The sequence below is a fragment of the Novipirellula herctigrandis genome, assembly GCA_007859835.1.
GTDB lineage: Bacteria > Planctomycetota > Planctomycetia > Pirellulales > Pirellulaceae > Novipirellula_A > Novipirellula_A herctigrandis.
The window spans coordinates 2,785,688-2,799,591 of the sequence record SJPJ01000001.1 but is presented as its reverse complement, the minus strand read 5'-3'; the positions used below and the strand labels follow the sequence as shown (position 1 = coordinate 2,799,591).

General features: G+C 52.0%; 7 protein-coding genes. 2 read left to right on the top strand and 5 right to left on the bottom strand.

Features of this window, described 5'->3' with window-relative positions:
* Window positions 1-7 precede the first annotated feature (7 nt).
* The gene (locus CA13_RS10310; protein ID WP_419194157.1) at window positions 8-1,864 is read right to left on the bottom strand and encodes a sulfatase family protein; all 1,857 of its coding nucleotides are present in this window, start codon (window positions 1,862-1,864) and stop codon (window positions 8-10) included.
* A gap of 82 nt (window positions 1,865-1,946) precedes the next feature.
* Between CA13_RS10310 and CA13_RS10305 the strand changes: the two genes are divergently transcribed.
* Entirely contained in the window at window positions 1,947-3,533 is a 1,587-nt protein-coding gene (locus tag CA13_RS10305; protein WP_419194156.1) for an NfeD family protein, read from the top strand.
* Window positions 3,534-3,747: 214 nt separating this feature from the next.
* Here CA13_RS10305 and CA13_RS10300 read toward each other — a convergent pair whose 3' ends face one another.
* Window positions 3,748-9,750 (bottom strand): alpha-2-macroglobulin family protein, encoded by a 6,003-nt coding sequence (locus CA13_RS10300; RefSeq protein WP_419194155.1) that lies wholly within the window; start codon window positions 9,748-9,750, stop codon window positions 3,748-3,750.
* Between the two features lie 278 nt (window positions 9,751-10,028).
* Between CA13_RS10300 and CA13_RS10295 the strand changes: the two genes are divergently transcribed.
* Window positions 10,029-11,234, top strand: coding sequence for a 6-phosphofructokinase (locus CA13_RS10295; protein ID WP_419194154.1), 1,206 nt, complete (start codon window positions 10,029-10,031; stop codon window positions 11,232-11,234).
* 259 nt (window positions 11,235-11,493) lie between these two features.
* Here the strand turns inward: CA13_RS10295 and CA13_RS10285 are convergent, their stop codons facing one another.
* The 3 genes from CA13_RS10285 to rbfA are packed head-to-tail and all read right to left on the bottom strand — an operon-like array spanning window position 11,494 to window position 13,899.
* Window positions 11,494-12,237: a YebC/PmpR family DNA-binding transcriptional regulator gene (locus CA13_RS10285; RefSeq protein WP_146396070.1), complete on the bottom strand. Its 744-nt coding sequence runs from the start codon at window positions 12,235-12,237 to the stop codon at window positions 11,494-11,496.
* A 24-nt stretch (window positions 12,238-12,261) separates the two neighbouring features.
* Complete coding sequence (locus tag CA13_RS10280; RefSeq protein ID WP_146396069.1) at window positions 12,262-13,434, bottom strand: hypothetical protein; 1,173 nt, start codon at window positions 13,432-13,434, stop codon at window positions 12,262-12,264.
* A 48-nt stretch (window positions 13,435-13,482) separates the two neighbouring features.
* Window positions 13,483-13,899: a 30S ribosome-binding factor RbfA gene (gene rbfA / locus CA13_RS10275; RefSeq protein WP_146396067.1), complete on the bottom strand. Its 417-nt coding sequence runs from the start codon at window positions 13,897-13,899 to the stop codon at window positions 13,483-13,485.
* Window positions 13,900-13,904 lie beyond the last annotated feature (5 nt).

The window sequence follows — 13,904 nt, the reverse complement described above, 5'->3', positions numbered from 1 at the left end:
GACACTCTTAGCGCCCCAAATACTCCACCCGATTGGTGACATCCCGTTTGTCCATCAATGCCTCCGGTAAATTGATCTCCGAAGCATTGATCCGTAATCGGTCGCCAAAGCCGTCGTGTAAAAACACGGCGCTGTTGAGTACTCGTAACGCTTCGGGTTCGATGCTGCATCCACTGATTGCTCGATACAGCGCGGGACGTGGGTCGTCGTCCGTTGCAAGCGCCATGAACTCGGCGGCCCGCATTACGACCAACGGTTGAGCCTTCTCGAGAAGTGGTTTGACGGTGTCGGATAGTGGTGCAGCGTCTGGTCCGAAACAACATGCGGCGATGAGGCCCCAGTACTGTTCCCAGGGTGATTTACTCTCGATCGCTTGCCGCAGTTTCGGTTCGGCTTCCGCAAACGGTAATAGCGATAGGTTGGCGATGTCGATTAGTCGACCAATTCCTTCGCGGTGTTTTTGGCCCGCGGCGACAGGATTGTCCATCGCCATATTGTACAGCCCCGCTTCGGTGGCGAAGCTTAGGTCGGGCATCGCTTTGAGCCGCTCGTTCAATCTCGCTCGTATCTGCGCAAGTGTCTTCGAAAATTTGGGGTCGCTAGCCAAATTATGGACTTCGTGTGGATCGCTTTGGAGATCGTACAATGCCTCGACCGTTTTGGGCACGAAGAACTGGTCTTGAACCTTGTTGAGCTTCCCTTCATTGTGAAGGTCTCGCCACTGTTGGTACGCCAACATTTTGTAGCGGTAGTTGTTTTGAAGTCCATCGGGATAATACGGTTCAAAGTTACGGATGTATTTGAGGTCGCCAATGCGAAGTGAACGGACTAGATCCGTTTTTTCATCAAATCGGTCCGCATAGCCGAAGGTCTCGTTCCGACCGTCGACTTCTTTGGCGTCGGTCCCCTTGCCTAGAAACGGGTTGCCGTCGATCCCACTTGGGATTTCGACTTCGGCAAGTTTCAATACGGTGGGCCCAAAGTCGACGAACTCGACGAAGCCGTCTGTGCGACTTCCCAATTCCCGAGCGACGGAGCCTTTCCATTTCTCGGGGACACGGACAACTAACGGAACGCGTAGGCCCGACTCAAACAAATAGCCCTTTGACCGTGGCAATACTCCGCCGTGGTCACCAAAGTAAAATAGGAAGGTGTTTTCAAGTTCACCCGCCTGTGTCAATTCCTCTACGATCTTACCGACCACGTTATCGACCGCCATGATCCGGTCATGGTATCGAGCGAGCGTGTACCGAAAAACTTCGGTGTCGGGGAAATAGGGTGGCAACGAAACTTGGCTCGGATCGGTCTTCGTCGACTCTTTCAAAGTGGTTTCGGGGAAGTGAAGACTGCTTTCATGCGACAAGGTAGTCGTCACAACGTGGAAAAATGGAGTGGACGGTTCGGGGCGATTTTTCCATGATGCCTTTTTCGATGAGGCGTCCCAAACGTCGTCCGACTTCGTAGCGTTGTAGTCTTCTTTACTATTGTTGGTTGTGTAATAGCCAGCCTGACGCAAATAGGCAGGAAACATCTTTAGCCCCGATGGCATTGCCGCCATCTTGCTACGGCGATGATATTGAGTGCCGATGCGTGGCGCATAACAAGAAGTGATCAGCGTGGTGCGAGCAACCGAACAGACCGGAGCACAGCTGAACGCACGATCAAACGTAATTCCATGCTCGGCCAATGCCTCAATATGAGGTGCCGGAGCACCATTCGTGTCAAAGTGTCTCAGGTAGCTCGTCGAGTTGTCTTCGGACATGATCCAAACAAAGTTGGGGCGATCGGCCGCATTGACGCAGGGGGAAACCATGAAAAGAAGCAAGTAAATACAGAGTCGCATAGCGGATTGCGCGTGATTCATAGACATTTCTGGGTTTTTGGAGGTAGGATCGGAGTTCATTCTAATCCAACAGCGCCGAATTTACTTCCTGCAGCAATCTCGGATGGTTGCTAAAATTGAGGAAGTGTATTTTTGCATTATGATCGCGGCGGTGATCAACCACTATCTGCTTTCCCCGAAAATTCTTATGCGTGGATTTTTTTGTTGTTTTCTGACTCTGAGCTTGGCACTCGTTTCGCTCCCATCGCGGGGGCAAGATGCGGTGGCCGAAAAAGTCGACTCAAACCAACCGGCTCGGCGGGCTGTCATGATTCCGCTGCACGAAGACATCAATCCACTCAGTGGGGCGCTGCTGAAACGGAAATTTGACGATGCCGTTAGATCGGGCGTCGATGTGGTGATTTTCGATATCCATAGCCCAGGCGGGTTCACTTATGTGACCTTTGATTTGATGGACATGGTGCTCGATGCAAAGGATGTTGAAACCGTTGCATTTATCGAAAAAGATGCAATCAGCGGCGCGGCGCTTTTCTCTTTGGCATGTGACCGAATCATTATGCTTCCCGATGCTCGGATCGGTGATGCAGGCGAAATTGTGATGGGCGCTGATGGTGCTTATCGTTACACCGAAGCGAAAAGCCGAAGTGTATTGGCTCAGAAAGTCCGCGACACTGCGTCTGCAACGAATCGACCGATTGCACTAGCAGAAAAGATGACTGACAAAGACATGGTGGTCTTTAAAGCGACCAACAATAGCGACGGTGCTATCCGCTATTTTAGCAACAAGGAATGGGCGTCGCTCGACGACCAAGACGAATGGACCAAGGGGGCATCGGTTCGCGAAGCAGGCAAAGAGATGTTCTTTACCGCGAATGGACGCCGAGCAACCGAACTTGGCATGGCAAATCAAACAATCGATAGCCGCGATGAACTTGCCGAAGTGCTCAATGTATCCGAACCGATTCCTGTTATGGAACGAACTTGGGTCGATACCATGGTGTTCCTGCTCAATACCGGTTTTGTCACTTTCCTATTGATCGTGATTGGGTTGGTTGCGCTGGTAATGGAATTGAGTGCTCCGGGATTGGGCGTCGGTGGGCTGACATCGCTACTCTGTTTTGGCTTGTTCTTTTGGAGCCGTTTTCTCGGCGGCACTGCGGGATGGCTCGAAGTGACGCTATTCGTGATTGGGATCCTGTTTATTGGTGCCGAAATGTTTGTGATTCCTGGCTTTGGCATCGCTGGCATCGGCGGGATTGTGCTAACACTCGGGTCGCTCGTGATGGCATCTCGCCGATTTTTGTTGCCACAAAGTGCCGAAGATTTATCGGGGCTTGGTATGGATGTGTTGACCGTCGTCGGCGCATTTGCCGCGTTCTTATTAGCACTGTTGTTTCTATCGCAGTTCATTCAGGATATACCAGGGCTGAGCCGCTTGACGCTCAAACCGACCGTTGCGCTCGAAGGTGTGTCGACAAGCAATATGGCGAGCGAAGCTCTGCTTCCCGGTTGGCAACGAGTCGAAGTCGGCAACGTCGGTGAAGCAGTTTCCCCGCTGCGACCGAGCGGAAAAATCCAAATCGACGACTACTCGGTCGACGTCGTCACCGAAGGGGACTTTATCGAGAGCGGAACGCAAGTGAAAGTGATTGGGAAACAGGGAGCTAAAGTGATTGTGAGATCGGTATAGCAAACTCTTGTCAAACCTCAGGCGAGACTTGAAAGGGGCACCGTCGGGGCCATTTACCGCGACCGGTCTTTTGATTTCCGTGTGGGATGGAACGACGCTGTGTTTCGTTCGGCCTAGGTTGGCAGTCTTCAACAGGCAGGCTCAGGCAAACTGCTGAGCCGTTGGCCCGATGAAGCTCAATTGGCCCGATAAAGCTCAATTGGCCCGATGAAGCTCAATCCACCACGATCCCCAAGCTTTCGCTATGGCTATTGAATTCTGGTGCATACATGCACTGGATCGTTGCTAAGCCCGTTTGATACTCGCCGCGCAATTGTACTCGCGTGCTGTACTCGAATACATAGGTTCCCTTTGGCAAATAATCCATAAAGAAATGCGTTGCTGTGTCACGAGTCGATTCGTAATAGCCGAGCCCATCTTGGTACTTGTAATGCGATAACACATTGACCGGTTCCGTACCGCTGCCGCGATGATCCTTCATGTGAACGTATTCCATGTCACGATCCGTTCGCAGCACAATTCGCACGACCAACTCGTCACCGACTGAAACGGGGCCGTCGACAGCCACAAGGGTTGGACCGTCAGCGGTGTTCTTTTTGACAAACAACTTTTTCTCTAGCTTGAGCGGCGTTGCATCGTGCGGCGTCACTTTGGCGATATCTTCGAGGTATTGCCAATGTAGGCTTCCCCAAGCGACACCCTCGTCGAGCTTTCTCATCGTTACATTGCCCATCTCCGGCTTAATCTCGGTTTTGGAAAAGCGTCCTTGATAGAAGCCCGTTCCCGCTTCGACATCAACCGGTTCGATCGTTTTGCCACCCAAATCGACTTGAACCAATTCGTCCGAAGCGAGCAAGTCACTACCTCGAAGCAATAACGAGTAGACGGCATCGGCGGTTGCTTTGGTTGTTTTCCAATCGCGAGTTTGCTTTTGCTTGAGCAGCCAAACCTTGCAATCTTCGACTGCTTGGCGATCGTCCATGACTTCATCAAACGCTTCGATCATCATCGCTTGGGTTTCGATCGGGGCGCGATACCACCACCAAGACAACTCGTTTTCTCGCCAGAACATTCCCATTTCTTCGTCCGAAACCGAGCGTTCTTTGATCGATCGCATGATCGCTTGGGCCGTATCAAGATCGCCAAAACGTTTTGATGCGATCGCCAGGTGTGCCTGTGATTGGCGGTGAGAAAGATCGAGCCAGTACTGCTTTGTTTGGCCAAGCCAATAGTTGATCGCTTCACGATGTTCCGCAGCGATTGGTTGATCCTTCAAGAAGAAACTACGGCCATACAGATAGAACGCAATCGTGGTTGATAAATGGTTGTTATCACGAGTGGCGGGTTTGATGTCCTTGTACCGATCGGTGACCCACGTATCGAGTCGGGTCAATGATCGGATCGCCGAAGCCACGTCAACGTCGACACCCAAATGCCGCATCCGCCCAAACCCGGTAGTGATGTAAAGTGTGATGTAGTCGTTTCCAGGGCCGCCGGGGAACCAGGGCCACGCACCGTTTTCCAATTGAAGTTCCGTCAATTTGAACAACGCACGGTTGGTTTCATCGTCGAGACGATTTTGATCGAACAGGATGCCTATATTGCGTCGAGCTTGACTTTCGTTTTCTGCTTGACGTACCCACGGCGTTTCTTCGAGCATCACCGATTTGAGTTCCTCGTTCTTTTCGAGCGGACTATCCAACGCGGGCGTGCCACGCCACAGCTCGAAGATGCGCTCGATCTTCGGATCGCTATTTGCGATGTGGCGAGCCAAGGCGTTGGCATAAAGTCGGTTGAAGGTTTGCTCGCTACATTGATGCGGATACTCCATCAAGTATGGCAACGCCATTACGGCGTACCACGACGGATTGGAGGTCATCTGTAGCGTCAAGGCTTGATGTCGGATGGTATCGGAATCGCCCGATTGAAGCAGCTTATCAAACGTAAATTCCTTCGTTTGTTTGCCTCGGATCGGTAGTGGAATCGACTCGGTGACCAAAATTCGTTGAGACAACACGGGCAAATATCCTTCTTCGCCATCGGATAATTTGCCGGTCGACCCAACCGCTTTGTATGTCAAAAATCCCATCCCTTCCGGAACTTCGATTTTCCACGAAAGCGTTTGGGATTGGCCGCTGGGGATATCGAAGGATTGGTCAAGAATGGCGTTGCTTAGCTCTCTATCGACGGAGTCACCACTTTTCGCATCGCTAAACGACAATCGGACTTGACCGGTTTGTGCCGTCGCCGATTGGTTGACCACTTTCACCGTGAATTCAATCATGTCCCCTTCGCGGACAAACCGTGGCGGATTGGGTTGGACCATCAAATCTTTGGCCGTCACGGTTGTACCCGTTAAAAGTCCGCTACGTAGTTCATTGTCATGTGCAAACCCCAAGAATTTCCACTCGGTCAACGCCTCGGGCATTGTGAACTGCATCCGAACCGTGCCGTCGTCACTTGCCAACAAATGAGGAAAGAAGAAGGCGGTTTCGTTCAGGTTTGTTCGTGCCGAGACGTTTTCGAGATCGACGTCCGGGGTGCCGTTTTCAGCTGTGAGTGAAGCGTCCTCTTCTGCGGCTTCTTGGTGCAATGCATCCGCGCCACCCATTGGCGCCGCAGCGGCCATCGCCATTGGTTCGCCTTCTGCAAACGCCACTTCCATCATTGGGGCGGGCGCTGCATTAGAAGCGTAACCGGCAGCCCCTTTCATCATCATGCCACGCCTAAGTTGGTATCCCCATTGATTGTTTTTGATTTGGTTTGGGAAGTGACGATAAGTGAGCGAGCCGTTGCGTGAATCGATTCGCCATCCGTGGATGAAGGCTTGAAGTGTCTGACGGGAATTTTGGAACATCGAGTGCAAATTGGAGCCGTCTCGATAGAAAACGCCGAAGTCACGTTGCCATTGGTGTGGCTGAAACGCATCAAGTGACGCATCGTAAAGCGTTGCTACCATCTCCGCCGCCATCTTCTTGGCATCGGTGCCCGTGATGATTGCGGTCCAGGTTTCCTTTGCAGCAGGATCGAGTTTAGACACAAAATGTTCCCATTCGATCTTCAGTTGTTTGTTCGTCCATGGGACTTCAATAAATTGTGTATTGAAGTAAGCTCGGTTTTCGCGAACCATGGTCGTACGAACGGTGAAACCGCCACGCATTGATTCGTCAACGGGCTGTTCGATAAGGACTTGCGTTGTTTTGGGTTTGGTCCAGTAACTTTTCAATATCTTGCCGCGATGTTCGATCTCGACGTATGCCCGAGCTGTTTCGTAACCAGTTCCCCAAATCATTTGCAGTGTCTCACCCGGTTCGAGCGAGTTGTCCTGTGCAACGGCTAGGTTGGGAATTCGGATGTTTAGCTTTTTCGCATCTGGGTCGAGGACTTGAATCGGCAGTAACGCAGTCACTTCCTTGCCGAACCGATCACGAGTTTCTAATGTCGCACGGTAGACCCCTGCATCCAGTTTGACGTTGAGCGTCGCATTGCCGGCACCGTCGGTCTCGAACGCTTCGGTGGCTACTTCGTCACCAAGTTCCCATGCGTTGGGATCGGACATGTCTTTGTCGCCGTCCGCCGCGTGTCCTAATGGCCAATGCCCATTTCCCGCAAGTGGTGGGCGAGCGACGGTGTTGGGTTGTTTGAGCTCGTAGACCTTGACCGTTCCTTTTGCCGATTGGCCTTGCCCGTCAAGCGATTTGGTGGTGATTGAAAGTTTGATTGGCTCTTTTGGCGTCAACCAATCATCCACGTTCATTGTTGCTGCCAGCGCCGTGTAACCGACATTGACCGTCATTTGATCCGATCGAGTTTCTCCAGCCGAATCGGTGACATCGGCGTAGACGGTATACATGAACGTCGGCTCGCTTTCGGTAGGGACCGACAAATCCGGTTTGGCAACAAACTCAATGTCAAACGAACCATTGGTGTTTGTCCGAACGGTACCGTGAGCGATTTCTTGGTTCCCTTGCGTTCGATCGGGGAACCAAAAACGTCCTGTCGACCAACCCCACCAAATGGGATAGCGAACTTCGCGAACGATGCGGTAACTGACAAGTGAATCGTCAATCGCAGCGCCGGTGTAAGCAGTTGCGTTGCCTTGCAGTTTGACATCGCCGTTTAGTTTTGCCGCTTCGGAGGGTGGATTAAGAGTTACCTTAAATTTGGGGCGTTTGTACTCTTCGACACGAATCGCCGTTTGACCAGGCGGTTTTCCATCGACTCGCAAGAACATTTGGCCCATCAATCGGTCACGGGGCGCCGTGACGCTACCGCTAAAACTGCCGTAGTCGTTCGTGCGAAGGCTAACTCGCTCGATCTCTTTATTGTTGGCATCGCTGAAAACCACAACGACGTTTCGGTTTGAAATCGTTTGGTAGTTGTTCCTTTTTTGGTTGAACCGCAGGCAGATGCCTTTGTAGCGGATCGTTTGGCCGGGACGGTAAATTGACCGGTCGGTAAAAAACCGCGTTTGCTCCACAGTCGTCTCGCTATCGCGATTACGATAGGTCGAAATATTGTCTTTCGAGGAAAGGGTTTCGCCATCGGCGGAGACATGAAAAAGCACACCGCCACGCCCATCGCCATCGAATCGGAAAACACCGTTTGCATCCGTGCGAAGATTCGGTAGGCCGACGCGTTTATTGCCGCGAATCCGAGTCCACATGCGTACGGTAGCGTTGGCCTTGGGCATTCCCGATTTTGCATCAAGTACAAAGCCTTCGATGTAGTCAATGCTGTAAGCATTGCGAAGCACCAATGCTAGTTTGCTAACCCATACTTCGGTCATGCTGACTTGGTTGTCATCATCCGAAAAATCTTCGCGATGGCTAGCGATCAAAAAATACGATCCGCTAGGCACATCCTTCGGCACTGGCAACTGTTCGACGGTTTCCTTGTAATCCGCTGTCTTCGGCAAATCCGCCGACCATTGTTTCACGGGGGTCACTCGTAGCAGTTTGCTGCGTTCCTCTTGATTGAAAGCGGTTGGTTGCCAACGATTTGAACGAGCGTATTCTTCGAAGTCGAATGGAACGAGCCGTAGATGAACTTTTTCGATGTTTCGGTAGCGAACATTGATCGTTGGCCAAGGATTGTTCCAGACACGCTCGGTATCGGCTGACGCGGAAGGGGCTTCGATTTGGCGAATCAGATTGTAACAGCGGTTGGCGCCGATGGAATTTGGATGTCGATTGAGTCCCACCTCAGCGATCTTTTTCGCTTCGACGTAGTCTTTCTCGCGATGAACGAGCGTCGCGAGTTCATGTAGCGCGCGTGTCGAAATTTCATGATCAGCATGTTCTTCGGCGAATCGCTTCAATGCCACCTTAAACCGAGTCGTCTTCTCCTCGCCGACCGCTTGGTTGTTACCGAACACCAACCTCGCCAGATCGGCGTCCAGGAGAGCTGACTTGTCATCGTCGTTTTTATGAAAGGTGAGCAGTTGCTGATAGAGCTGAATTGCCTTGAGCGTAGGGGAATCGTTGTCATCGGTGTTTGGTTCCCACGCGAGCAGATCATCGACCCGTCCAAAGATCGGGCTGCTGGCTTCAAGCTCAAACGCGTCTTGCGATTTCGCACCCGCTTGTTCTGCCGATTGATAGAAATCAAGAGCATCGTAAACCACGAAGTCCCATAGCGTAGGACGATATGAATCGGGCGAGTTGCCTTTTTCTAGAAGTGCATCGTATTGACCGATCGGTGTCTGTTTTAAGACATCTGCGTTTTCGAGTGCCTTGTCAAAGTGGAGCGAAATTTCGGCAAGGATTCGTGATAGATCCCAGGTCGTGATGTCGTCACTGATCGGTTCTGCGGTTTGCGTGCGCTGCATAAACCGCCAATTGTTTTGTCGGAAGTAATGCCAATACCAATTAGCCAAAACGGCTTCCATCATCGGTTTCATCTCGGCTGGCGATTCCTCGATCTCGGTTTCTAGCCGTACGATTTTTTCTTCGGCTTGGTTACCTTGAATCGTCCCCTCCATGGCAACCTTCATCGCGATCGCCTTGATCGCTTCTGCGTAGTTCTTTTCGTTTTTTGCGTTTGTGATGATCGGCTCCAATTTTTCGATAGCGGTCTTCGGCAATCCTTGGTGGATTGCCTGTTGTACTTCCTGCCAAGTGGCATTCTCGGCGGGGCTTTGCGCGATCAACCAGGAGGCGAAGGCACATAGGAACGTGACAGATAGGAAAATATTGCGAATAGACAATTTGATCACCAGTGTTCAGGGATGACATCAACGCATGGAGGAGATCCGAAGCGGGCATTCTAACACGACGCCAAGGAGCCAACGAATGCGTTCGCGTTTTATTAGGCAGGCAACCGAGATTCCTTTTTTGAGGGTCATGCGTTTTTTGCCGAAGGCAAGTGGATAAAGCGTACATTTATCGGCTTGTTGCACCGATTTACGACCTATTCTTGTAAATAAACAAACGCCTTTGTCGACGAATCGTGAACGAAGGCACAGACATGCCCGTTGGGGGGAGATTGAATTCGATGGCGAAAAAATGTATCGGTGTGCTGACGAGTGGGGGCGATTGCCCAGGACTGAACGCCGTGATCCGAGGTGTCGTGAAGACATCAAACCAACTCGGTTACGACTGCGTCGGGTTTTTACAGGGTTATGAAGGCCTCCACGATCCGGTTCGCTACAAAACACTGACACCGAAAAATACTACTGGCATTTTGAACCAAGGTGGTACGATCCTCGGTTCGACAAACAAAGGTCGCTTTGCCGCTACCGTGGGCGTATCGGACCGAGTCGAGATTGAACCGGAGCTGCTCGCTGGGGTTCAAACCACGGTCGAGCAACTCGGTATCGAAGGTTTGGTGTGCGTCGGAGGTGACGGTTCGCTAGCGATAGCACAGCAATTTCACGAATATGGTATTCCCGTTATCGGGGTCCCTAAAACGATCGACAATGACTTGTCCGCGACGGCATTCACCTTCGGTTTTGATAGTGCGATCGAATGTGCCACCAATGCGCTTGATCGATTACATACGACCGCCGCAAGTCATGGACGCATCATGGTGCTTGAGGTCATGGGCCGCCATGCCGGTTGGATTGCGTTGCATGCGGGTATCGCCGGAGGTGGTGACGTGATTTTGATCCCCGAGATTCCCTGGACATGGGAAAATGTTTGCCACAAGATCTTATCGCGCGAAAGCCAAGGGAAACAATTTACGCTTGTCGTTGTAGCCGAAGGAGCGATGCTGCCCGGTGGTTACAGCGTTGCGTCGGAGCAAACCGGTGCACAGGCTCACCTTGGTGGCATCGGGCAAGTTGTTGCCGAAGAAATTGAACATCGTCTTCACCGAGAGACTCGCGTTTGTGTGCTCGGACACTTGCAACGTGGTGGAGCGCCAACGACATTTGACCGCGTGTTGGCAACTCAGTACGGCGCTCATGCGGTTCGCTTGATTGTTGAAGGCAAGCTAGGGGAAATGGTTTGTTACCAACCACCAGATATCAACAGTGTCCCGATTACCGAGGCTGTAAATCAGCTTCGCCAAGTGGACCCTGATAGTTCGGCCGTTCAGGCCGCGCGGGCACTCGGAATTAGTTTTGGCAACAATACGGGCGATGCCAGCCCGTTTACGTCGCGAGTCAAGTCGCGAGTGCAAGTCGCCAATCACGATGTCACCAGTGACACGGCCATGACTCTCGACGCGGCGGAAGCGGCATTAGCATCGAGCCTTTGAGCCCTGCTCAACGGGGCCCTGCTCAACGGGGCCCTGCTCAACGGGGCCCTGCTCAACGGGGCCCTGCTCAACGGGTCCCTGCTCAACGGGTCCCTGCTCAACGGGGCCCTGCTCAACGGGGCCCTGCTCAACGGGGCCCTATTCCGATGAGCCCGTCGTTCCGATTTTCGGACAAGGTGATTTAGCTTTTCGTGCGATATCGTCGCACGGTGAAGCTTGCCTACAGCATCGGACTATCTAGCGTTGAATGGATTCCAAATCAATCTTCAAACATGTCGTCGGTAATGTCCAAATTGGTGCTGACGTTTTGGACGTCGTCGTGATCGTCCAAGGCTTCGAGAAGCTTCAGCACGGACTTTGCGACGGAACCGTCAATCTCAACCATCGTTTGTGCGATTTGGCTGATGGATGCAATCTCAGGCTCCATTTCTGCGGCGTGGAATGCGTCAAGTAGCGATTGGTAGTTTTCGGGATCGGTCGTGACTTGGATTTTTCCGTCATCGCTTGCCTCCACATCCTCGCCACCGTTTTCCAACGCGATTTCGGTCACGTTTTCTTCGTCGACAGACTTGGCATCAAAGACAAACAATCCTTTCCGGTCGAACAGGTATGAAACGCAGCCAGAGTTACCGATATTACCGCCAAATTTGCCGAACAAACTTCGCAGTTCAGGCGTGGTTCGATTCCGGTTGTCCGTCATCACTTCGCACATCACTGCAACGCCGCCTGGACCGTAACCCTCATAGAGTAGCTCTTCGACTTCGCCTCCGGCGATTTCGCCTGTTCCCCGTTTAATTGCCCGTTGGATATTGTCCTTGGGCATGCTAAGCGATTTAGCGTCATCGATCGCTTTGCGCAATCGGATATTTGCATCAGGATCGCCGCCGCCCGACTTGGCAGCGACGATGATGGCTTTACTTAACTTGCTCCACATCTTTCCGCGTTGGGCATCGACGCGGCCTTTTCGATGTTGGATGTTTGCCCATTTTGAGTGACCAGCCATGATTCGTTCAGCGTGTGTTCTTAATTATCGCGGTTTTCGTTTGGTGAGTTTTCGACTATTTGATTTCTTTGAAGTCGCCTTCGGTTCGGAAGCCAATGGTTTGGCGGATTTCTTTACCGTCTTCTTTTTTTTCGCAGTCGGTTGCGAAGTTGAAGTTGGTTTGCTGGCGGCAGATGCTTTCTTCGGAGTGGGTGCCTTCTTCGTGGGCGTTTCCTTCTTGGCGGCAGTCGCCTTCTTCGTGGTCGGCTTTTTCTTAGCCGCCTCCGATTCCGCTTCGTCTGCTTTCTTTGGGGGCTTCACGCTTTTGGCTTTCGCTTTTGCCGTTGACTTTGCGTCTTTTGCGGGTTGTGCAGCAGCGGCTTCGGTTTTGCTCGCTGATTTTTTAGTCGACTTTGACGTCTTTTTCGACTTCGCTGCCTTTTCTTCTTCGGCAGCCAATTCCGCTTCTTCCTTAGCGGCTTGAGCCTGTGCCGCTTTACGTTTGGCGACGCGCTTCTTCGCAGCTTTCTTTCCGCTTAACCATTCGTCGAGTCGTTGGCTTGATCCCTTGGCAACTTCATCGACCAATGCACGCGCTTTTTTGTCTTTGGTGCTATTGCTTAGTGCGACGCCTGCTTGGTGAAGCAAATCGGAGAACTCAATTCCTTTGCTCTTGGGGATGGCTCGTTCAAGTCCGGGAACCTTTCCGCCAGCCGCTTCGGGTTGCGAGGCAATTTCGGTGACCATCAAGATTACCATCGCCGAATAATCGACTGGGATTGAATGTCCGCCGAGGCCATGTTGGACCGTGTAGCTCAACACAAAAGGAGTCACGCCGGGCATTTTTTCAAACTTGGCAACTGCCTTTCCCAAGTTGTCTTTCTTCAGATGGTCAATGTCAAAGGTGTAGAACTCTTCGAACACCGACTGCAAATTGCTTTTTACTCGCGTTGCCGCTTTTACTGGATCGGGCAACCGCGACAAAACTTGGCTCAGCTCGCTGATGGTCGTGACGCGAACTTCGTTCCAATCAAAAAAATCCTGCTCACACTTTGCCATTCCCTCATCCGCCAATTCGGCCGGCGCATCCTGAAGTAATGACGCGTACAGCATATGCTCTAGCAGCGGACGGGGCGGTTGTTGCGGGGTGGGCGTGTAATGTTTTTTTAACGCCGTGAAAAGTTTGGTGATCAGCGAGGCGCGGTTACTTGCAGACATCTTGCGGCAGTGAATGGAAATGGATGGATTGGGAAATTGTATTTTGAATCAGTCGTCATTTTCTACGTCGGCTTCATCAACGGCTTCATCAACGGCATCATCATCGGCATCCTCGCCTTCGTTTTCTCGGCGAATCTTAGCCAATAATTCGCCAACGACGAGCGAGTTTTGGATCCCCTTGTCGAGCGTAAATGATAATCGGGGGGTGTAGCGAGATTCGATTCGCTTGGCGATCTTGCTCTGCAGGAAACCAGCCGAGTTTTGCAGCCCACGAAGTGCCAACGTTTGTTGGGCATCCGTTCCCATCACACTGACTGCGACTTTCGCTTCACGCATATCCGGAGTGACCTCGACACCGATCACGGTCACGTCTTTTACGCGAGGATCACGCACCTCGGTCAAGATGGTTGACGCAACGACCTCGCGGATCGCCTCAGCAGCTTTTAACAAACGACGTGTGGACATGGGGG

Bases quoted from the DNA above. Each gene is read 5' to 3' on its own strand.
- CA13_RS10280 (WP_146396069.1), bottom strand. From the start codon at position 13,434: ATGTCTGCAAGTAACCGCGCCTCGCTGATCACCAAACTTTTCACGGCG.
- CA13_RS10310 (WP_419194157.1), bottom strand. From the start codon at position 1,864: ATGAATCACGCGCAATCCGCTATGCGACTCTGTATTTACTTGCTTCTT.
- CA13_RS10285 (WP_146396070.1), bottom strand. From the start codon at position 12,237: ATGGCTGGTCACTCAAAATGGGCAAACATCCAACATCGAAAAGGCCGC.
- CA13_RS10295 (WP_419194154.1), top strand. From the start codon at position 10,029: ATGGCGAAAAAATGTATCGGTGTGCTGACGAGTGGGGGCGATTGCCCA.
- CA13_RS10305 (WP_419194156.1), top strand. From the start codon at position 1,947: ATGGTTGCTAAAATTGAGGAAGTGTATTTTTGCATTATGATCGCGGCG.
- rbfA (WP_146396067.1), bottom strand. From the start codon at position 13,899: ATGTCCACACGTCGTTTGTTAAAAGCTGCTGAGGCGATCCGCGAGGTC.